Source organism: Ruegeria sp. CDSC068 (assembly GCF_059610545.1).
On sequence record NZ_JBXWNV010000001.1, the window covers coordinates 625,686 to 646,003 of the forward strand.

The 20,318-nt window shown below is 56.1% G+C and carries 24 protein-coding genes and 1 other RNA gene; 13 read left to right on the forward strand and 12 right to left on the reverse strand.

Going from position 1 to position 20,318, the window contains the following annotated elements; genetic code table 11:
- Nucleotide 1: 1 nt before the first annotated feature.
- The 5 genes from AC2FID_RS02965 to fumC form a co-directional block, all read right to left on the reverse strand.
- Nucleotides 2–604 (reverse strand): DNA-3-methyladenine glycosylase I, encoded by a 603-nt coding sequence (locus AC2FID_RS02965; RefSeq protein ID WP_496835326.1) that lies wholly within the window; start codon nt 602–604, stop codon nt 2–4.
- A 63-nt stretch (nt 605–667) separates the two neighbouring features.
- A complete protein-coding gene (locus AC2FID_RS02970; protein WP_496835308.1) occupies nt 668–886 on the reverse strand; it encodes a ribbon-helix-helix domain-containing protein in 219 nt (72 codons plus the stop codon).
- The gene (locus AC2FID_RS02975) at nt 883–1,059 is read right to left on the reverse strand and encodes a DUF4169 family protein (RefSeq protein WP_058271553.1); all 177 of its coding nucleotides are present in this window, start codon (nt 1,057–1,059) and stop codon (nt 883–885) included. Before AC2FID_RS02975 ends, AC2FID_RS02970 begins: the two co-directional genes overlap by 4 nt.
- Complete coding sequence (aroQ, locus tag AC2FID_RS02980; protein ID WP_496835328.1) at nt 1,056–1,580, reverse strand: gamma subclass chorismate mutase AroQ; 525 nt, start codon at nt 1,578–1,580, stop codon at nt 1,056–1,058. Before aroQ ends, AC2FID_RS02975 begins: the two co-directional genes overlap by 4 nt.
- Nucleotides 1,577–2,968: a class II fumarate hydratase gene (gene fumC, locus AC2FID_RS02985; RefSeq protein ID WP_058271555.1), complete on the reverse strand. Its 1,392-nt coding sequence runs from the start codon at nt 2,966–2,968 to the stop codon at nt 1,577–1,579. The genes aroQ and fumC overlap by 4 nt, the downstream gene beginning before the upstream one ends.
- Nucleotides 2,969–3,175: 207 nt before the next feature.
- On the opposite strand from fumC, the gene AC2FID_RS02990 reads away from it, so the two are divergent.
- Nucleotides 3,176–3,739, forward strand: coding sequence for a hypothetical protein (locus AC2FID_RS02990; protein WP_348774488.1), 564 nt, complete (start codon nt 3,176–3,178; stop codon nt 3,737–3,739).
- A 34-nt stretch (nt 3,740–3,773) separates the two neighbouring features.
- Here AC2FID_RS02990 and AC2FID_RS02995 read toward each other — a convergent pair whose 3' ends face one another.
- The 7 genes from AC2FID_RS02995 to AC2FID_RS03025 form a co-directional block, all read right to left on the reverse strand.
- Complete coding sequence (locus tag AC2FID_RS02995) at nt 3,774–4,235, reverse strand: SspB family protein (protein WP_058271556.1); 462 nt, start codon at nt 4,233–4,235, stop codon at nt 3,774–3,776.
- 76 nt (nt 4,236–4,311) lie between these two features.
- A complete protein-coding gene (gene chrA, locus AC2FID_RS03000; protein ID WP_496835330.1) occupies nt 4,312–5,565 on the reverse strand; it encodes a chromate efflux transporter in 1,254 nt (417 codons plus the stop codon).
- Nucleotides 5,562–6,374 carry a chromate resistance protein ChrB domain-containing protein gene (locus tag AC2FID_RS03005; RefSeq protein ID WP_496835332.1) on the reverse strand — a complete coding sequence of 271 codons (813 nt, stop codon included), beginning with the start codon at nt 6,372–6,374 and terminating at the stop codon, nt 5,562–5,564. The genes chrA and AC2FID_RS03005 overlap by 4 nt, the downstream gene beginning before the upstream one ends.
- A 126-nt stretch (nt 6,375–6,500) precedes the next feature.
- Complete coding sequence (locus tag AC2FID_RS03010) at nt 6,501–6,932, reverse strand: ester cyclase (protein WP_496760508.1); 432 nt, start codon at nt 6,930–6,932, stop codon at nt 6,501–6,503.
- Nucleotides 6,933–7,031: 99 nt separating this feature from the next.
- Nucleotides 7,032–7,377: a transfer-messenger RNA gene (gene ssrA / locus AC2FID_RS03015) on the reverse strand.
- 36 nt (nt 7,378–7,413) lie between these two features.
- Entirely contained in the window at nt 7,414–7,776 is a 363-nt protein-coding gene (locus tag AC2FID_RS03020) for a DUF4345 family protein (protein ID WP_058277883.1), read from the reverse strand.
- A 10-nt stretch (nt 7,777–7,786) separates the two neighbouring features.
- Nucleotides 7,787–8,518, reverse strand: a complete 732-nt coding sequence (locus AC2FID_RS03025) for a FadR/GntR family transcriptional regulator (protein ID WP_058271561.1) — start codon at nt 8,516–8,518, stop codon at nt 7,787–7,789.
- 86 nt (nt 8,519–8,604) lie between these two features.
- Between AC2FID_RS03025 and AC2FID_RS03030 the strand changes: the two genes are divergently transcribed.
- The 12 genes from AC2FID_RS03030 to bamA all read left to right on the forward strand — a co-directional run bounded on the left by AC2FID_RS03030 (nt 8,605) and on the right by bamA (nt 20,271).
- On the forward strand, nt 8,605–9,396 hold the full coding sequence (locus tag AC2FID_RS03030; protein WP_496835335.1) for a DUF2182 domain-containing protein: 792 nt from the start codon (nt 8,605–8,607) through the stop codon (nt 9,394–9,396).
- 4 nt (nt 9,397–9,400) lie between these two features.
- Nucleotides 9,401–10,105, forward strand: a complete 705-nt coding sequence (locus tag AC2FID_RS03035) for a DUF1326 domain-containing protein (protein WP_058277886.1) — start codon at nt 9,401–9,403, stop codon at nt 10,103–10,105.
- Entirely contained in the window at nt 10,105–10,611 is a 507-nt protein-coding gene (locus AC2FID_RS03040; protein ID WP_282118484.1) for a DinB family protein, read from the forward strand. Before AC2FID_RS03035 ends, AC2FID_RS03040 begins: the two co-directional genes overlap by 1 nt.
- Nucleotides 10,612–11,715, forward strand: coding sequence for a dimethylsulfoniopropionate demethylase (locus AC2FID_RS03045; protein ID WP_496835337.1), 1,104 nt, complete (start codon nt 10,612–10,614; stop codon nt 11,713–11,715).
- Nucleotides 11,716–11,772: 57 nt separating this feature from the next.
- Complete coding sequence (gene acuI, locus AC2FID_RS03050) at nt 11,773–12,768, forward strand: acryloyl-CoA reductase (protein ID WP_282168351.1); 996 nt, start codon at nt 11,773–11,775, stop codon at nt 12,766–12,768.
- A gap of 185 nt (nt 12,769–12,953) precedes the next feature.
- On the forward strand, nt 12,954–13,517 hold the full coding sequence (gene frr, locus AC2FID_RS03055) for a ribosome recycling factor (protein WP_058271567.1): 564 nt from the start codon (nt 12,954–12,956) through the stop codon (nt 13,515–13,517).
- A gap of 9 nt (nt 13,518–13,526) precedes the next feature.
- The gene (gene uppS / locus AC2FID_RS03060; protein WP_282118480.1) at nt 13,527–14,258 is read left to right on the forward strand and encodes an undecaprenyl pyrophosphate synthase; all 732 of its coding nucleotides are present in this window, start codon (nt 13,527–13,529) and stop codon (nt 14,256–14,258) included.
- Nucleotides 14,255–15,037: a phosphatidate cytidylyltransferase gene (locus tag AC2FID_RS03065; protein WP_496835338.1), complete on the forward strand. Its 783-nt coding sequence runs from the start codon at nt 14,255–14,257 to the stop codon at nt 15,035–15,037. The genes uppS and AC2FID_RS03065 overlap by 4 nt, the downstream gene beginning before the upstream one ends.
- Nucleotides 15,037–16,209, forward strand: a complete 1,173-nt coding sequence (gene dxr / locus AC2FID_RS03070; protein ID WP_496753952.1) for a 1-deoxy-D-xylulose-5-phosphate reductoisomerase — start codon at nt 15,037–15,039, stop codon at nt 16,207–16,209. The genes AC2FID_RS03065 and dxr overlap by 1 nt, the downstream gene beginning before the upstream one ends.
- 4 nt (nt 16,210–16,213) lie before the next feature.
- Nucleotides 16,214–17,566, forward strand: a complete 1,353-nt coding sequence (gene rseP / locus AC2FID_RS03075; protein ID WP_496835339.1) for an RIP metalloprotease RseP — start codon at nt 16,214–16,216, stop codon at nt 17,564–17,566.
- 89 nt (nt 17,567–17,655) lie between these two features.
- The gene (locus tag AC2FID_RS03080; protein WP_282118476.1) at nt 17,656–17,784 is read left to right on the forward strand and encodes a hypothetical protein; all 129 of its coding nucleotides are present in this window, start codon (nt 17,656–17,658) and stop codon (nt 17,782–17,784) included.
- A 126-nt stretch (nt 17,785–17,910) separates the two neighbouring features.
- The gene (gene bamA, locus AC2FID_RS03085) at nt 17,911–20,271 is read left to right on the forward strand and encodes an outer membrane protein assembly factor BamA (protein ID WP_282118475.1); all 2,361 of its coding nucleotides are present in this window, start codon (nt 17,911–17,913) and stop codon (nt 20,269–20,271) included.
- Nucleotides 20,272–20,318 lie beyond the last annotated feature (47 nt).

Sequence of the window (20,318 nt, forward strand, 5' to 3'; positions counted from 1 at the left end):
ACTATTGGGGTTTGGTGAATTCGCGGCGCATCTGCGCCGCTTTTTCACGCATGACGCAACCTTCGGCGTGATCGTTCACCAGCCCCATTGCCTGCATAAAGGCAAACACGGTCGTCGGCCCGACAAACTTCCAGCCCCGTTTTTTCAGGTCTTTCGACATCGCCACAGATTCCGGCGACGTTGAAGCGGTTTGCGGGGCAGGCGGTGTATCCGCCTCGTATCGCCACACATATGCGGCCAGAGACCCTTCGGCAGCGATTAACTCTTGCGCGCGGCGTGCGTTGTTAATCACGGCCTCGATCTTTCCACGATGTCGCACAATTCCTGCATCTTGTAACAAGCGTTTTGTATCTGCATCATCAAACGCGGCTACTGCGTTGATATCGAATGCTTTGAAAGCTTTCCGAAAGTTCTCGCGCTTGGACAAAATCGTGCGCCAGCTTAGACCGGATTGAAAGCTTTCGAGGCATAGCTTTTCGAACAGACGCTGGTCATTGCCAACCGGATACCCCCATTCCTGATCATGGTAGTCAAAGAATTCGGGCGCGGCCTGACACCACGTGCAGCGTGGTTTTCCGTCTGGACCTAGAACTGTATCAACCACCGCTTCGTACTCCTTTTGTTCTATTTAGTGTAAGCGGTTTCAGGATGTCAGAGCAAGACTGATTTACTTGGATTGATACCAGTTTAGAATGAAAACCCTTATGGCCGATGCAAGTCCGATGTTCGGGTCACGCTCGACATCAATTTCGGCCGCCAGAGCGTTGATCGGTAGGTTTTTTTCCTTGGCAATGGTCCGGAACGCCTGCCAGAATTCATCTTCCAGCGATACGGATGTCCGATGGCCTTTCAGCGTCAGGGATCGTTTGACCGGGCGTCCGCTCATTTGTCCAACTTACGGCCTTCGTGGTTTTGGTTCAGCTTGTGTTGCTGCTTTTTTGCCAGATCCTTTTCGGCCTTGGTGCGGCCAAAGGCAACGGCATTTTGATCAGCGCGGGCCTTGTTTTCGGTCCGCGCTTTTTCTTTTCGAAATTTGTTCAGATTGACCGGTTCCGTCATTGCGCATGTCTCACTTTGGTCAGACTATCGAACAATTCCGCACGGCTGTCATCTGAAAGGCACTCGACATTCACGGTGTCCAGAAAATCAGCCTGCGACGCAGTTGAGATCGGTGGTTGATCCGACAATGTGTCAAGGATTTGCCCGCCCAAATCCAACAGAGCGGGGCGCACCTCGGTCGTCAGATCCGCATAGCTTTCGGGAACAGAGGATTGGTCTTCGGTCCACCGTTCAATCCAACAGGATTGAATCTCTTTCGCGGCTTCGATCTGCGCTTCGAAAAACAGCTGAGCGCTGTCCGGGTCAACGCCCGCAAGCGCTGCTTGTTCCAAGGTTTTGTCAATCACGACTTTTTCACGCTCAAGGTCTTCGACCGGGCGGTCATTGGCGTGTTTGAACGCAGCAACGTCCTGCATCCATTCCAACCGAGAGTCGATCAGGTCGAACAGGTCAGCCTGAGCTGAGGTCGCTGTGCCCGCAATAAGCAGGCACAGGCAGGCATGCTGACGCCACCCGATCACTTGGGGCCGATCATGTGCTCGGGCCGCACGACCGCATCGAATGTCTCCTCATCAACAAAGCCCAGCGCAATGGCCTCTTCCTTGAGGGTCGTGCCGTTCTTATGCGCCGTTTTGGCGACAGTAGTGGCGTTGTCGTAACCGATGGTCGGGGCCAGCGCCGTGACCAGCATCAGGGATTCCTTCATCAGCTTGTCGATGCGTGGTTCATTGGCCTTGATGCCCAGCAGCATACGCTCGGTAAAGCTGTCGGTGGCATCACCCAGCAGCTGAATGGATTGCAGCAGATTGTACGACATCATCGGATTGTAGACGTTCAACTGGAAATGACCCTGTGAGCCAGCGAATTTCATCGCCGCATCGTTGCCTATTACATGCGCGGCCACCTGTGTCAGTGCCTCGGCCTGTGTTGGGTTCACCTTGCCGGGCATGATCGACGAACCCGGCTCATTCTCTGGCAGGATCAGCTCACCCAAGCCAGACCGCGGGCCAGAGCCCAGGAACCGGATGTCGTTGGCGATTTTGTAGCAAGAGCCAGCAATCGTCGCCAGCGCGCCCGACAGGAAGACCATAGCATCATGGGCGGCAAGCGCTTCGAATTTGTTGGGTGCGGTAACGAAGGGCAGGCCGGTGATGTCAGCCATGTTCTTTGCGACGGCCTCATCCCAGCCATCATGCGTGTTCAGACCGGTGCCAACAGCTGTGCCGCCTTGTGCCAGTTCATAGATGCCGGGCATTGCGGCTTCGACCCGGGCGATACCCTGACGGATCTGGTGCGCATAGCCGCCGAATTCCTGTTCCAGGGTCAAAGGGGTCGCATCCTGAGTGTGTGTGCGGCCGATCTTGATGATACCGGCAAACTCTTTGGCTTTCGCTTCCAGCGCGGATGCAAATTTCTCAAGCCCGGGCAGCAATACGTCGCGCACGCTCATGGCGGTGGCGATGTGCATTGCCGTCGGGAAAGTGTCGTTCGATGACTGACCCATATTGCAGTGATCGTTCGGGTGCACAGGCTCTTTCGAGCCGATCACACCGCCCATGATTTCAATCGCGCGGTTTGCGATGACCTCATTCGAGTTCATGTTCGACTGAGTGCCAGAACCGGTTTGCCAAACGACCAGAGGGAAGTTGTCATCGAACTTGCCTTCAATCACCTCGCTTGCGGCCTGAATGACGGCATCGGCGATCTCAGCATCCAGCTTGCCGATGGCCTTATTCTCCATCGCACAGGCCTTTTTGATGACGCCCAGCGCACGCACGATAGCGACGGGCTGCTTTTCCCAGCCGATCGGAAAGTTCATGATCGAGCGTTGAGTCTGTGCACCCCAATATTTGTCGGCGGGAACTTCCAACGGGCCAAAGCTGTCGGATTCGGTGCGGGTCTGGGACATCGGTCACTCCGTCTAGTATGCAGTCGTATGCCGTTTACCCGTGACGGCGTCATCGCGCAATCGGCCAGTTGCGCGCACCATAAGCGTAACCCGACCAAAGGTATAGGCGTTGGGGTGGGGCATTTTTCTTTGATACACAGGTACTAGGACCATTGTGTGCGCCTGTGACTGGGGTAGAATGGCAAGATCAAAACGCTGGAGGGTCAGGTGCTGCAATTTAACCGGGTTAATCCGCTGCGGCTTATCGCATTCGCGGTGGGTGCCGTATTCTGGCTTGTCTTTGCCAATCTTCAGGCCCAGGCCGGGGACATCACGCCCTTTATCGGGGATTACGTCGGTTCAGCCAATTTAGTTGACGATGATGGTACCGAAACCCCACGCGATATGAGCGTTTCGATCCATGAAACGAAAGAAGGGTTCAACGTCAGTTGGAAGACCACGACCTATAAGCCGGATGGCCGGGTCAAAGATCAATCCTTCTCGATCGATTTCAAGCAATCTGACAGGTCAGACGTGTATTCAGCGGCGATGAAGCGCAATGTGTTTGGTCACGAGGTGCCCCTGGACCCGATGCAGGGTGAACCGTTCGTCTGGGGCCGGATCGAGGGCGAGACTCTGACGGTGTTTTCGTTGTTCATTGATGAAAACGGTGGCTATGAATTGCAGCAGTTCGATCGCACACTGGCCGACGGTGGGCTTAACCTGTCTTTTTCGCGGTTCCGTAACGGGGTTAAATCCCGCTCGGTCGATACGTTCCTCGAAAAACAGTAAACCCCGCGAGAGGCGGGGTTTTGTAAGTCTGAGCCTACTTTCTGAAGCTGTCCAGTGAAACGACATCCGCGTCTTGCTGGACCGGCGTTTCCTCAACCTCAATCGATTCTTCGACGATATGGGTCGCAACCTCTTCTTCGTCTTCCGGACTTTCGAAACGCAGTCCGAATTCAACCGACGGATCCACGAAGGTTTTGATCGCATCATACGGAATATAAAGCGGTTCTGGAGCGTCACCGAAATTCAGCGTGATCGCGAAACCGTTGTCGCCGACATCAAGGTTTTCGAACCAGTGCTGCATGACGACCGTCATTTCTTCGGGGTAGCGTTCGCGCAGCCAGTCGGCCAGTTCAACACCGTCCTGCCGTGTGTCGAAGGTGATGAAGAAATGATGCGCCCCAGGCAGACCGTTTTCAGAAACGTTGGTCAGAACCTTCTGAATGAGGCCGCGCATGGCGGTGTGCATCAGGGTTCCATAGTCAATGTCCTGCGACATGTTTCATCCTCAAAAGTGGTTATCTCAAGCATAGGGGATTCGTTCGGAAACGAAAGACCGGGAGTTGGTGGATTGTTCAAAGAAAATGAAATCCAACTCCGGCCATGGCCATCAGGGCCAAGGTCATTCCCATGCCGAATTTTAGCTTGAATATCAACACCCCGGCCATGAAGGTTAAAAGGAGCGCTTTTATGTTCAGTGTTGCAAGTTCGGGCCATGGGATGGTTAGGGGTCCCCATGCCAATTCCGGGATTGTTCCGAAAAGAACGTTAAGAGCAAACCACACGGAAAGGTTGAGAATCACACCGACAACCGCCGCTGTTATCCCGTGCAGGGCTGCGGACAGCCGTGGACGGGCGGCCAGTTGGTCCAGATAAGGTGCGGCAAGGAAGATCCACAGGAAACACGGAACAAACGTGGCCCAAAGGGCCACCGCACCAGCGGCAAGTGCTAAAGGGATCCCGCCTGAGATCTGCCCTGTCAGCATGGCCACGAACTGTGTGACTAGGATCAGAGGACCAGGTGTCGTCTCCGCCAGCCCCAGCGCATCAATCATCTGATCCGTGCTGATCCACTGATATTTGTCCACGACGGTTTGGGTCATATACGCCAGAACCGCATAGGCGCCGCCGAACGTAACAACAGCCAGGCGGGCGAAGAACCACCCGAGATCGCTCAGCAATTTCTGACCAGTCACGCTCAGAAACACCAATGGGCCAAGCCATAGGGTCAGCCAGATGGAACAGGTGCGAAGCGGGCGCGTCGCACTTGGGGCAGGAGGTGTTTGGGCGGTGTTGGTCTCACCCTTGAAGCTCAGATACCCCCAAAGCGCTGCAGCCAGAATGATCAAGGGAAAAGGCAGGTTAAAGGCAAAGATTGCGACAAAGCCCAATCCGGCGATTGCCCGGTGCTCCACATCGGTCAGGGCTTTGCGCGACAGGTTTCTAAGCGCCTGGAGGACAATGATAATTACTGTTGCCTTCACCCCAAGAAAAGCGGCCTGAACCAGTGGCAGGTCCCCGAAAGCTGCGTAAAGCCCAACCAATACAGCGATGATCAGTGCGCCAGGGATGACGAACAGGCCGCCGGCGATCAACCCTCCGGTCACGCCCCGCAGCCGCCAGCCGGCATATGTGGCAAGTTGCATGGCCTCGGGTCCGGGCAACAGCATGCAAAGAGACAGCGCCCGCAGATACGATTGTTCTTCCAGCCACGGGCGTTTTTCCACCAATTCCTGATGCATCAGTGAGATTTGCGCCGCAGGCCCTCCAAAAGACAAAAGCCCGATGCGTCCAAAGATACGGACTAGCTCCGATAGGGTCGGGGTCATGATTTGCGGTCCATTGGCCAGTCGTGTTGTTCTTCAAACCCGTCGCGCGCCCAGCGATACAGAGCATCGTACAAGTGCATTCCTGCAGCAAGGTTTTCGTGATCGTCACGGTATTGCCGGGACAACCCGACAGAGACCGCAAGCAACCCGGCGGCTTCTGGTGCGAGGTCATGGCGATTGGTGTCTGCGGCCCTAACGATCATTGCAAGCCGATCCAGCGCGGGCGTGTGCAGTGCGAATTCGTCCAGCATCGTGTCAAAGGTGCATTTGTCTTGCCGGTGGCTCCAATGAGCGCCTTCGATGTCAAAAGGGGTCGCGTCAAATATTGCAGCGGTGGCGTCGACTTCCGACGGGGCAACAAACAGAAACCGGGCATTTGGGTCCACAAACCGCCGGATCAGCCAAGGGCAGGCGATGCGATCGATCTTTGGTCGGTGTCGGGTCACCCAAAGGGAATCTTTGGGCTGCATCGACAACGCTTTCGCAGGCACACGCGGAGCGTCCGGCATGTCTCGCCACGCAAACATGCCGCCCTCCAGATACTCGGCCTGCACACCTTCGCCCCGCAACAAAGAAACGACGGCCTGGCTGAGTTTCTTGCCTTTCTGGCAAATCACGACTGCAGGTCGGTCACCGATCAGGTTGACCAGCCCTTCGATATCCTTCGCAGGATGGCGTATAGAGCCTGGGATAAGATAGGGGTCAGCCTCAAAATCCGCATCCATACAGATGTCAATTAGTATGGGGGATTGCGGCGTGCCGATCAGTCTAAACAATTGCTTTGGGGTGATCGAGTTTGGTGCGGGCACAGCATGTCTCCTGGTTTTGTCGGATACATGCGAAACTTGGGCTGACGCCTCACGGGGTGTTCGCAATCTTACCCCATGGCACTTGCTACCGCGTAAGCGCCGAGGGGGTCAAGATTGCTTATATGGTCAGGCCCAATCCAGCCTTTGACCGGTCATACACACAGGCAATGTGTCCTGCGGGAACTGGCCGAGCTGTTCGAAGAGTGAGATGAAATCGAACTGGTTATACGCTTCAACCATGCGCCCGTTTTTAATCCGCCCCATGACGCTGCCCGTGGCTTGAAGCGGGGCACCGTTATCGGCGCGCGTTGTGCGCAGGTGAATGATGGCGGATACCCAATCGCCGTTTTCGATGATTTTGGGCATATCGACCTGAATGTCCCCAAGGATATGGCGAAAGGCCATGACCAGATCCCGGAAATCATCCGCACCGACCTGCATTTCCGGAATAAGCCCTTCAGCCAAGGCTTCGGGGGCGAAATATTGGTCAATCGCGTCGGTATTGCCGTTTTCCCAAACCTCGGAATACCACTCTCTGAGTAGATCTGCGTGCGACATCCCAGCTCTCCTTATTCTGCTGAGGTAAGCATGAGACCAAATAGTGAAAAAACTCTGAACATGAACATGCTCAGCGAAAAACTCAGACTTTAAGTGGAAGGTGCAGGTTTCTGTTGCCAGGTACCTGCGAACCCCGCCTTACGCGGCTAGGCGCAAGGGCTTAAGTTTCGGTCTTGCTACTGCTTACGCAGCAACTGCAACCGGAGCACGATTGTCATTTGCAATTGTACTTTTCGGGCCGATACGGTGGCACCCCGCCGAGACAAAGCTAACCCCTTTAGACGTTCGTCGATCCTATTTCGGCCCCATGATCCCCAAATGAAGGATGTTGGTGGAGCCGCCGGGTACCGCCCCCGGGTCCGATCCGCTTATTACGAGCGCGTTTATGTCCATAGTCCCGAAGGACATACCCTATATAGGTGAGCCAGCGGCCGGATGCAAACCGGGAATCTTGCCGGGCGTTGGAAATAATTACAGTGGGTTAGGCGGCCCTATTGATGTTGGCCAGTATCAGCCAAAGTGCAAGGACCAGTTCGATTCCACCAAAAGTAGCCGCCTTAACCAACGGTGGGTTGTCCAGAAAAACTGAAACAAACCGGCCCAATGCCGCGCCCGCGTAGACAACCCCCAGCATGGCGTAGGCCATCGGGTTGTTGAGGAATAAAACAGCCACGCCAGTGACGACGAAAAGCCCGCCGACCGAAGCACGCATCTCGCTCAGACCCATGTTGCTGTTGGTGGTGCTTAGATCTAGCGCGCCCAAGGTAAAGCTGGGCGCCAGAAACCCGAACAGGCCGAACCCAATGGTCATAAGGGCTGCAATCACGTTCAAAGCGGTGGTCATTTCAATTTCCTTACGCCGGATTACGTCTTTGCTGCGCCACGTCTTGCGCCAATTGTCTTGTGTAGCTCTCAAGCTCAACTAGCGTCGCGTCCACTTTGGTCGAGTCGCGATCTTCCAGCGCGTCGGCGATCTGATTGTGGAAGGCAATAATTGCTTCCCGGGACCGCGCTGTGAAAGTGATCATGTTCATCAGCGGCTGCATGGCTTCGACCGCGCCGGCCAGTTGATAAGACAGTACGGGATTGCCGGCACCATCAACCAGCGCCCGGTGAAACGCCACGTCCGAGGCGCAGAATGCCTCATCCGTCAGGCCGGGTTGGGATTGGCGGTGAACTTCGGCTCGCATGGTGGCCAACTGATCCGCTGTACGGCGCTGTGCGGACAAGGCGGCGCAGGCGCGTTCGAGCGCGAAGCGCGCTTCGCAGGCGGTGTCGAAACTGACTGCATTCATCGACAGTAGCAGGGTCGAGGTCGTGATCTGTTGGGAATACGCGCCCTCGAAACTTAACCGGTTCACAAATGCACCACCGCTTGCACCACGTTGCGTGCGGATCAGGGATTGCGCTGCAAGACGCTTCAATGCCTCCCGCACGGTTGGGCGAGATACCTGGAATTGCTCGGACAATTCCGCCTCGGAGGGCAAACGTTCATCCACGATCAATTCGCCCGAGATGATTGCGTCACGAATGGCCTGAGCGATCTGCGCAGACAGATCAGCAGGCTTCTTGGGGTCAATTTTCATATTCTGGGGACCGTTGGTGAATTTTTATTTGTCTGACATTTAAAAGTCTGACATTTGAAAAGCAAGGACTGAGTCGGGAGGAGCGCGTGAGTCGCACAGTTCTACGCACTGCATTTTGGCTGGGGTTTTATGCCCTGATCCTGTCCGCGTGGTGGGTCATGTTCACCATGAGCCGCGACATGGATCTGGATTGGATTGGTCGCCCCGGCCCAATGGGTCAGGCCATGGCGGCCATGGACCCGCGCATGGACATGTATATGCCCATGGCCGAGTTTGGCCCGCTGTTCTGGATGTGGGCTATCATGATGGCGGCGATGATGCTGCCGACGCTCGTGCCGACGTTGCGCAGTTATGACGATCTGATCAGCAGCGCCAATGGCTCGCGCGCAGGTTGGTTGGGTGTTCTGTCCGGGTATCTGGTCGTCTGGGTTGGCTTTGCAGCTTTGATCACCGGTGTTCAGTTGGCGCTATTGTTTGGTGGGGTCGTTGACATGCTGGGCATCGGCAAATCCGGGTATTTCGCAGGCGGCCTAATGATCGCCGTCGGCGCATTTCAGTTCTCCCGCGCGAAAGAGGTCTGCCACGGAGTCTGCCATGCCCCCATGACCTATTTTCTGGGGCACTGGAAAACCGGGTTCACTGGCGGTTTGCGCATGGGGTTGGGACTGGGCGCATTCTGTGTGGGCTGCTGCTGGGGCTTCATGGCGCTTGGTTTTGTTGGCGGTGTCATGAGCCTGTTGTGGATGGGTCTCGCGACCCTGTTCATGGTTTTGGAGAAACTACCCCAGATCGGGCACGCAGTGACCCGACCGATGGGATTTGCATTGATTGCGGGCGGTCTTGTTCTGCTCGTCTATCCAATAAGCTACGGAGGATAAGCCTATGGCTAAGAACAGAAAACCCGAGGCCGACAAGCTGCCGATCAGTCAGCGCATTGACAGCCGTATGCCTAATCCCAAGCGGCGCGAGATGAGCCCGACAGATTGGGCAATCAAAGGCGAATTGATCCTGAACTGCTCCTGCGATGTGTTCTGCCCCTGCGTGGTTTCATTGGGCGCACATCCTCCGACCGAGGGGCATTGCCACGCGTGGATGGGTATTATCGTTGATGAGGGCCACTATGAAGGCGAAGACCTGTCCGGTCTAAACGTCGGGTTGCTGGTCGATATTCCGGGCCGAATGGGCGAAGGGCAGTGGAAAGTGGCCGCTTATGTCGATGAGCGTGCCAGCGGCAAGGCCTACAACGGGCTGTTGCAAATCTTCAGCGGTCAGGCAGGCGGGACCACCGGTTTGTTTACCATGCTGGTCAGCGAGATTATCGGGGCCGAGCGCGCGCCGGTTCAGATTGAGCGCGACGGCACCAAGCGCCGCATCGCGATCGGCCGCAAGATACAGGGTGAAATTGAGATGCTGGGCGGCAAAGATCCGGACCACCCTGTCATGGTGTCAAACTCAAAATATTGGATGGGTCCGGATATCATCGTTGCCCGCGGTACCAAATCCAAGGTGCGTGATTACGGTCGTGTTTGGGACTTTGGCGGCAAGTCCGCCGAAATTTGCCCAATCGACTGGCACGGGCCAAAGTGATGATCACCGCGGCCTATGCGCAAGAGATGGCCCGATATAATCACTGGCAAAACAGCCAGTTGAAGGGGTTTCTTACCGCACTTTCGAATGAGGAACTGACCCGCGAGCGCGGAGCGTTTTTTGGTTCGATCCTGGGCACGGCAAATCATTTGCTTTGGGGGGACTGGATATGGATGTCGCGGTTTGACAAGGGGCAAGGCCCCGGCGGCGGTATCCCGGAAAGCCCGTCACTGTGCATCGATCTGGCAGAATGGTTGCCGCTGCGCGATCAGATTGACCAGCGGACAACCCAATGGGCCGCGTCCTTGAATGACGAGGACCTGCGCGGCCCGTTCACATGGTTCTCGGCCGCCAAAGAAGCCGATGTCACGAAACCGTATGCGCAATGCGTCATTCATTTTTTCAACCACCAAACACATCACCGGGGCCAGCTTCATCAGATGCTGACTGAGACGGGTTCGGCCGCTCCGGTGAGCGATCTGGTTTTTCTGCCTGAGGAGGCTTAAGTGGCTCAGATCTCACTCTCGCGTCGCCTGCGCCGAACACCTTTTTCGGATGGTGTCGAAGCTGCTGGGGTTAAAGGATATACGGTCTATAACCGTATGTTATTGCCCACTGTTTTTGAATCCGTCGAAGCAGACTACCGGCACTTGAAAAGCCATGTGCAGGTTTGGGATGTCTCATGTGAACGGCAGGTCGAACTGCGTGGGCCGGATGCCGCGCGGCTGATGCAAATGCTGACGCCACGGGATCTGCGGAGGATGCTGCCCGGTCAGTGCTTTTACGTTCCCATTGTCGATGAAACAGGGGGAATGCTGAATGATCCTGTGGCGGTGAAGCTCTCGGAAGATCGGTGGTGGATTTCGATTGCCGACAGTGACTTGCTGCTTTGGGTCAAGGGCATTGCCAACGGATACCGTCTGGATGTGCTGGTCGACGAACCCGATGTGTCTCCGCTGGCGATACAGGGGCCGAAGGCGGATGACCTGCTGGCCCGTGTTTTTGGCGACCGGGTGCGTGACATTCGTTTCTTTAAATTCGACAAGTTCGAGTTCGAGGGACGTGAACTCGCAATCGCACGGTCTGGTTATTCCAAACAAGGTGGTTTCGAAATCTATGTCGAGGGTTCGGACATCGGTATGCCCTTGTGGAGCGCCCTTTTCGCGGCGGGTGAAGACCTGCACGTCCGCGCGGGCTGTCCCAATCTAATCGAACGGATTGAGGGTGGGTTACTGTCATACGGCAACGACATGACCGACGACAACACGCCGCATGAATGCGGTTTGGGTAAGTTCTGTAACACCCATACGGCGATCGGTTGTATTGGCCGAGACGCTCTGCTGCGCGTGGCCAAGGAGGGTCCGGTTCAACAAATCCGTCCGATCGCAATCGACGGCGAAGCTGTACCATCATGCGACCGCCCTTGGCCGGTAGTGGCTGCAGGCAAGCGGATTGGCCAGATTACGTCGGCCGCTTGGTCCCCGGATTTCGACACCAATGTGTCAATCGGTATGGTCAAGCTGAGCCATTGGGAACCCGGCACACGGATCGAAGTTGAAGCCCCCGATGGGATGCGTGGTGCGACCGTGCGGGACAAATTCTGGATTTGAACGACATATCTCGGATCAGCACTGGCTGGTGACTGATTTAAAAGAAAGGAAAGTTAAATGTTCAATGCGTTGGTAATGGATAAGGACGAAGACAGCGGACTGGCAAGCGCTTCGGTCAAACAGCTTTCCGTTGGGGATCTGCCCCATGGCGAAGTGACAATCGCTGTTGAGTACTCGACCGTAAACTACAAGGACGGCCTTTGTATGTCGCCGAAGGGCGGCGGGCTGGTGCGCAGCTATCCGCACGTACCCGGCGTCGATTACAGTGGCACGGTCGAGGCGTCCTCGGACGATCGCTATAAACCCGGCGACAAGGTCGTTCTGACCGGTTGGCGCGTGGGTGAAGCGCATTGGGGCGGATATTCGCAGAAAGCCAACGCGCTGGCCGATTGGTTGGTTCCCTTGCCCGAAGGTTTGGACACACGTCAGGCAATGGCTGTGGGCACGGCCGGTTTCACAGCGATGTTGGCGGTTATGGCGCTTGAGGATCAAGGCATGCAGCCGGGTCATGGACCTGTGCTTGTCACCGGCGCCGCTGGCGGTGTTGGTTCGGTTGCGACCGCCATTCTGGCCAATTTGGGCTATGAGGTGGCTGCCGTGACAGGTCGGCCAGAGGCGGGTGAATATCTAAAATCACTCGGCGCCACCACGATTGTCCCACGCGAGGATCTCAATGAAACCGTGAAACGCCCGTTGGAAAGCGAGTCCTGGGCCGGGTGCATTGACGCAGTGGGGGGCGAGATGTTGGCCCGTGTACTGGGTCAGATGAAATACGGTGCCTCAGCCGCAGCCGTTGGTCTGGCCGGAGGGGCAGGGCTGCCCGCAAGCGTCATTCCGTTCCTGTTGCGCGGTGTCAACCTGCTAGGCATCGATAGTGTGATGCAGCCCTATGACAACCGGGTTCGCGCATGGCAACGCGTCGCAACCGACCTGCCGATGGACAAGCTTGAGGCAATGGTTCATCCCGCGACGCTGAGCGATCTGCCTCAATTGGGTGCGGATATCTTAAAAGGGCAGGTCAAAGGCCGTGTTGTTGTCGATGTAAACGCCTGATTCCTATGCACATGATCGAACCGGCTGACATCAATGTTGGCCGGTTCAGTTGCCATTGAAAGAACCCGAAAATGCCAGAAACACCTCTGGTCATTGGCTCAATTCCGGATCATCATTGCTATACATCCCAATTGCGATGGACTATGAGCCTTGCAAACATCACCTGAAGACGGGGAGTGAGCAGCATGTCTGACGATTTTGAACTAGACACCGACGATCTGAAGCGCCGTATGGATGGCGCCATGGGCAACCTTAGAACTGAATTCGCTTCACTACGAACAGGCCGTGCGTCGGCGTCGATGCTGGAACCAGTTATGGTTGATGCCTATGGGTCGATGACCCCAATCAATCAGGTCGGTACCGTAAACGTCCCCGAACCGCGTATGGTGACGGTGAATGTTTGGGACAAAGGCCTGGTGGGCAAGGTTGAAAAAGCGATCCGTGAAAGCGGTCTGGGCATCAACCCCCAGCTGAACGGCACCATCATCATGCTGCCGATCCCCGAATTGAACGAAGAACGCCGCCGCGAGCTGGGCAAGGTTGCCGGGCAATATGCCGAGCACGCCCGTGTTTCGATCCGTAACGTCCGTCGCGATGGCATGGACCAGATCAAGAAAGCCAAGGCTGACGGCATGTCAGAAGACGATCAGAAGTTCTGGGAAAGTGAAGTCCAGGACCTGACCGACCAGATGATCAAGAACGTAGACGCCGCGCTTGAAACCAAGCAGGCCGAGATCATGCAGGTCTGAGCCCGCATTATGCCTGACACAACTCAACCCTCACCCGCTATCGGGCCACGCCACGTAGCCATCATAATGGATGGGAACGGGCGTTGGGCGCAGGCGCGCAACCGGCCCAGGCTGTTTGGGCATCAGGCCGGTGCCCGGCGGGTACGAGAAGTGGTTGAGGCCTGTCCGGAATTGGGCATCAAGTATCTGACCGTCTTTGCCTTCTCGACCGAGAATTGGAAACGGACCCAGGTGGAAGTCGCCGGCTTGATGAGCCTGTTTCGACGGTACATCATCAAAGAAGCACGCAACTTGACCAAAGCCGGTGTGCGCGTACGCTTTATTGGTGATCGGGTTCGGCTGGATTCCAAGCTGACCGAACTGATGGACACTTTAGAGGCTGCAACTCAACACAACGATCTGGTGCATCTGACCATTGCGTTAAATTATGGCGGGCGGGATGAAGTTGCCCGGGCGACCAAACGGTTGGCGCGTGACGTCGCCGAAGGCCGCTTGCGCCCCGAAGATGTGGACGAGGAAACCCTGCCCAAGTATTTGGATACACATGTTCTTCCCGATCCGGATTTGGTGATCCGGACCAGTGGCGAAGCCCGTATATCCAACTTTCTTTTGTGGCAATCGGCCTATTCGGAATACGAATTCATCGACACGCTCTGGCCCGACTTCACCTCGGCCGAGCTGGAACGGCTGTGCCGAAACTTTGGAAGCCGTGACCGGCGGTTCGGAGCGGTTCCGGCATGAGCGAGGGCCGATGGTCTGACCTAACCGCCCGTGTTCTGTCTGCTGCGGTGCTTGTGTGCATCGGCTCGGTCGAAGTGTGGCTGGGCGGCCTGTGGTTCGAAGCCTTTATCGCAATCGCCTGCGGATTGATGACTTGGGAACTGGTGCGGATGATCGATCCGGACCGCAATGGTGTGGCGATCCTGTTGGGCATCCTCACCGGTGTTGCTGTCGTTCTTAGCTATCATCTTCCGCCGCTTTATACGCTGCCATTCCTGTTTGCGCCGGCCTTGGTCGGAGCAGGGCAGATCAGTCGATCCAAGGGGATCTACGCGCTTTTCGCTTTCTGGATTGCTGCATCGGGTCTGGGCTTCATCTCAATCCGCGAAAACATGGGGTTCGGCTGGATGGTCTGGCTTATCTCGGTGGTCGTGGCAACGGATGTTGCAGGATACTTTGTTGGCAAAACCTTTGGCGGCCCTAAGTTCTGGCCTGAGGTCAGCCCAAAGAAAACATGGTCGGGCACCGCAGGCGGGTGGGCAGCAGCAGCTTTGGTTGGCACGATCTTTGCCGTTCATGCCGGCTTTGGCGTCATGTTTGTGGTAATTTCGGTGCTTGCGTCGATGGCCAGCCAGGCCGGGGACATTGTCGAAAGCGCAACAAAGCGCAAATTTGCGGTCAAAGACAGCTCGAACCTGATACCAGGTCATGGCGGGTTTCTGGATCGCTTTGACGGCATGATGGGCGCGGCCCTGTTCGTTTTGATAGCCGGGATTCTCTATTCCCCCGGAGCGATGTGATGCGCAAAATCTCAATCTTCGGCGCGACCGGATCAATTGGGCAAAATACGATTGATCTGATTGATCGCGACCCCGCGTCCTATGACGTCGTCGCTCTGACGGGCGGGGCGAATATCGAAAAGCTGGCGGAAGATGCCCGGCGTTTGAACGCCGATGTGGCAGTTACGGCCTATGAAGACCGGTTGGATGATCTGCGCACGGCCCTTGCGGGCTCGGGCGTCAAAGTGGCCGCTGGTCAAAATGCGCTGACGGAAGCTGCGGCACGGCCTGCCGATTGGGTTATGTCGGCCATTGTGGGCGCCGCCGGTCTGGAACCGGGCCTTGAAGTGCTCAGGCAGGGCGGCACGTTGGCGTTGGCCAATAAGGAAACGCTTGTCTGCGCCGGTGCGTTGGTTCTTGAGACGGCCAAAGCGAACAATGCGCGACTTTTGCCGGTCGACAGCGAACATTCAGCCGTATTTCAGGCGCTTGTCGGCGAGGATATGTCTGCGGTCGAGCGTATCATCATCACAGCAAGTGGCGGCGCGTTCCGCGATTGGCCACTGAGCAAGCTAGCGCATGCAACAGTCGAGCAAGCCTCGAGCCATCCGAACTGGGATATGGGGCAGCGGATCACAATCGACAGCGCGTCAATGTTCAACAAAGCGCTGGAGCTGATTGAAACCAAAGAATTCTTCGGCGTGTCTCCGGATCAGATCGAAGTGCTGGTGCACCCGGAATCCATCGTTCATGCCTTAGTCGGGTTCCAGGACGGCGCTGTCATGGCCCATATGGGCGCCCCGGATATGCGCCATGCCATCGGGTACGCTCTCCACTGGCCCGACCGGAAGGGTTTGCCGGTCGAACGGTTGGACCTTGGCAAACTTGGGCAGCTGAGGTTCAGTGAACCCGATGAGGCGCGGTATCCCGCGCTGCGCTTGGCGCGCGCCGTGATGGAACGCGGCGGCCTGTCAGGTGCTGTGTTCAACGCCGCCAAAGAACGGGCGTTGGATCGGTTCGTCGCGCGCGAAATAGGTTTCCTTCAGATGGCCGACATAGTCGAGGCCGTTCTGGACAGATTCGAGGCCGCAGGTGGCCTTATTGATGCCCCTTTAACTCTTGATAACGTGCTGCAAACGGACCATTTGGCACGTACATGGGTAGATGACATCGTCATCCAACGAGCAGGATAAAATTTTGGACGTACTTTCTCTGATCCCTCAGTTTGGCAATTTGCTGTACACGATCATTGCCTTTGTCATCGCACTTTCGGTGATCGTCGCGGTGCACGAGTACGGCCATTACATCGTTGGACGCTGGTCCGGTATCCATGCCGAGGTGTTCTCGGTCGGGTTTGGCCCGGTTCTCTGGAGCCGCATAGACAAGCGCGGCACGCGGTGGCAGATCGCCGCGCTGCCTTTTGGTGGGTATGTCAAATTCCTGGGCGACGCGAATGCGGCGTCGGGCAAAGACGAAGCCGCGATGGAGGAAATTACCGAGCAGAGCCCGGAGGATTTGCGCCGCACTATGCATGGGGCACCTCTTTGGGCCCGGTCGGCCACAGTTGCAGCAGGTCCGGTTTTCAATTTCATCATGTCGATCCTGGTGTTTGGTCTGATTTTCCTGACCCAGGGGGTGACCAAGGACCCACTGACCGTCGGGACTTTGCACCCTTTACCCGGCACTGTTCAGCAATTGCAGGACGGTGACGAAATCGTCGCCATTGGCGGCGTCGCGGTGCCCGATTTTGACGAGGCGGGCGCGTGGACTGACTTTGTTGACGCGTTGCCGGTGGAACCGGTTCTGGATTATACGGTCATCCGCAATGAACAGACCATGGATGTGACCGGTCCCTGGCTGTTTCCGCCCCTGATTCAGCAGGTTACGCCTCGTAGTGCTGCCATGGATATCGACCTTAAGCGTGGTGATGTCATCACGTCGGTCAATGGGGACCCGATCTTTGCATTTGATCAGTTGAAAGAACATGTCGAAGGGTCCGACGGGAAAGTTCTGTTGCTGAATGTCTGGCGCGACGGGGCAGATCTTGAGTTCGCACTTGCCCCGCGCCGTACGGACGAACCGCAGTCAGAAGGCGGCTTTGTTACACATTGGCGCATCGGTATCGTTGGCGGGATGATGCTGGAACCCGCGACCGAGGCGGCCGGAGTTCTTGAATCCATTTCGGGTGGTGCGCGTCAAACCCTGCGCATCATAGACGGGTCGCTGTCGGGTATCTGGCACATGGTTACTGGGGCCATCAGCACCTGCAACATGTCTGGCCCGATCGGTATTGCCGAAACCTCGGGGGCGATGGCCAGCCAAGGTGCGCAAAGCTTCATCTTCTTTATCGCTGTGTTGTCTACGGCTGTCGGGCTGTTGAACCTGTTTCCGATCCCGGCACTGGATGGCGGGCATCTGGTGTTCTACGCCTATGAGGCCGTGGCAGGTAAACCACCAAGCGACGGCGTACTGAAGGTTCTGATGGGGGTAGGGATATCGCTGATCCTTGGCCTGATGATCTTTTCCGTGTCCAACGATCTGTTCTGCTGATTGTGGTGATATGCGCCAACAAAAGCCGCAATTTCGCCCCAATCCGCGCTTAGTTTGACTGCGTCTAAATTTTTGTGTCAGAGGCTCAAATGACAAAGACGCTGCGGAAATCTTTTCAGAGTTTTAGTTTCCTGTTCATGCTGAACTGGGACTTTCTGTTGTTTTTCGGCGCGACGGCGCTGGCGATTGGTGGCTGGGCTGTCGTAGTCAGCATGTGATTCTCGCCACAATTTGAATATAACTTGCAGCGGCCCACTGGGCCGCTTTGTGTTTTCGTCTTTTGACAAGGAAACTTAATCTCGCTACTCAACAATAAAGTCCTAAAATTCTGGGTAGAGAAAAAAATGACTGATAGGCGAGGCGCAGGCACATCCTGCGGGGGGCAGAAGCCAACAAACAAGATTTTGTGGCAGACGCTACGTATTTTTTCCTTTGTAATTATGGCTAGCTTTACCTTCTTGCCGGAGGTTGCGCGCGCGCAAAGCTACACCATCAATTCGTTCGATGTTGAGGGCAACAGACGGATCGAAAGTTCGACAATTATTGCCCGGACTGGAATTCAACCAGGCCAGACTGTGACTGCCGGACAGTTGAACGATGCGTTTCAGCGTTTGCTTGACAGTGGTGTTTTTGAGACAGTTGAGCTGACGCCGCGCGGGAACACTCTGGTGATTGAGGTCGAAGAATATCCGACGATCAACCAGATCAGCATCGAAGGCAATCGTCGCGTAAAAGACGATCTTCTGCTTGAGGCCATCAATTCTCAGCCCCGCCGGGTTTTCACACCACAGCTTGCCGAAGCGGACGCGGATCAGATCGCTGAAATCTATTCAGCGCAGGGCCGCGTTTCCGCGACCGTCATCCCACGCATCATTCGCCGCAGCGACAACCGCGTCGATCTTGTCTTTGAAATTGCCGAAGGCACCACGATCGAGGTCGAGCGTGTCAGTTTCGTCGGCAACCGGGCATACTCGGATCGCCGCTTGCGCCGGATTCTTGAGACAAAGCAGGCCAACATTCTGCGCACGTTCCTGCGCGGCGACACGTTTATCGCTGACAGGATCGAGTTTGATAAACAAGTCATCCGCGACTTCTATCTGTCGCGCGGATACGTGGATTTCCGCGTGAACAGCGCAAATGTCGAATTTACCCGCGAACGTGACGCGTTCTTCCTGGTGATGAATATCACCGAGGGGCAGAAGTTCTCGTTCGGCAAGATTTCGACCGTCAGTGAAATTCCGGGCGTTGATCCTGCCGCATATCAAGCGGCGTTGAAAATTCGTCCAGGCGTGACCTATTCCCCGTCTCTGATCGAAAGCTCGATCGCTCGTCAGGAACGGTTGGGTTTGAAACAGGGTGTTGATTTCCTGCGGGTCGAACCGCGGGTCACACGTAACCCACGTGATCTGACGCTGGACGTTCAGTTTGTTCTGACCAGAGGTCCGCGGATCTTTGTTGAACGTATCGACATCGAAGGCAACACAACGACACTGGACCGTGTGATCCGTCGCCAGTTCGATACGGTCGAAGGTGATCCGTTCAACCCGCGCGAAATCCGCCAGAGTGCTGAACGTATCCGTGCCCTTGGGTTCTTTGCCGTGGCAGATGTTGAGCCGCGCGAAGGGTCCACGCCCAGCCAGGTGATTGTGGATGTGGACGTCGAAGAACAGCCCACCGGCTCGCTGAGCCTCGGTGGTAGTTACTCGATTTCCGACGGTTTCGGGATTGCAATTGGCCTGAATGAATCCAACTTCCTGGGTCGCGGTCAAAACCTTGGCTTGACCCTTTCGACGGCGCAGGATTCCGAGCAATACATCATTAACTTCACCGAACCATATTTGCTGGGTCGCCGGTTGCAGTTCGATCTTGGTCTTGGCCTGGCATCGACGAATTCAAGCTTTGCAAGCTACGATACTAAGCGCGTCTTCTTCGAGCCGCAGCTGAGCTACGCTATCAGCGAATTGTCTTCGCTCCGTCTCCGCTATGGTTGGAACCGCAGCGAGATGACGCAGCAGGATGACGAAGTAAACGGTGCTGTTATCGCTTCGGAAATCGAGCAGGGTAAACGGACATCGAGCACGCTGGGTGTATCTTACCTCTATGATAGCCGACGCGGTGGTCTGAACCCGAATGCGGGCGTTTTGTTTGAGGTGGGCGTTGATGCGGCCGGTCTTGGCGGCGACAACGAGTTCTACAAGACCACAGCGCGCGGCATTGCGCAGACACGTGTCCTGAACGAGGAAGTTGTTCTGCGGGCATCGATGGAAGTAGGTGCACTGCATTGGCAGGGCGACGACTTCAGCCGCGTGCTCGACCGCTTCTTGATTGGTCCGAACACGTTCCGTGGCTTTGAACCTGCGGGCCTGGGTCCGCGAGACCTGTCGAACGGCCAGGACGATGCGATCGGTGGTAACTACTACTGGGTTGCCCGCTTTGAATCAGACTTCCCGCTTGGCCTGCCCGAAGAACTGGGTCTGCGCGGCGGTGTGTTCTACGATGTTGGTAACGTCTACAACATCAACAACGTGAACACTGCTGGTGCCGACATCGTGGGTGCGGACGGGTCTGTCCGCCATGTGATCGGTGTGTCGGTTCTGTGGGAAACGCCTTTTGGGCCTCTGCGATTCAACTTCTCCAAAGCTTTGAAGAAAGAAGACTTCGACAAGGAACAGAACTTTGACCTGACTGTTCAGGCGCGGTTCTGATCGCCAGATGTTGAACCGAATATGTAATGAAGTGCAGGGCCCAATTC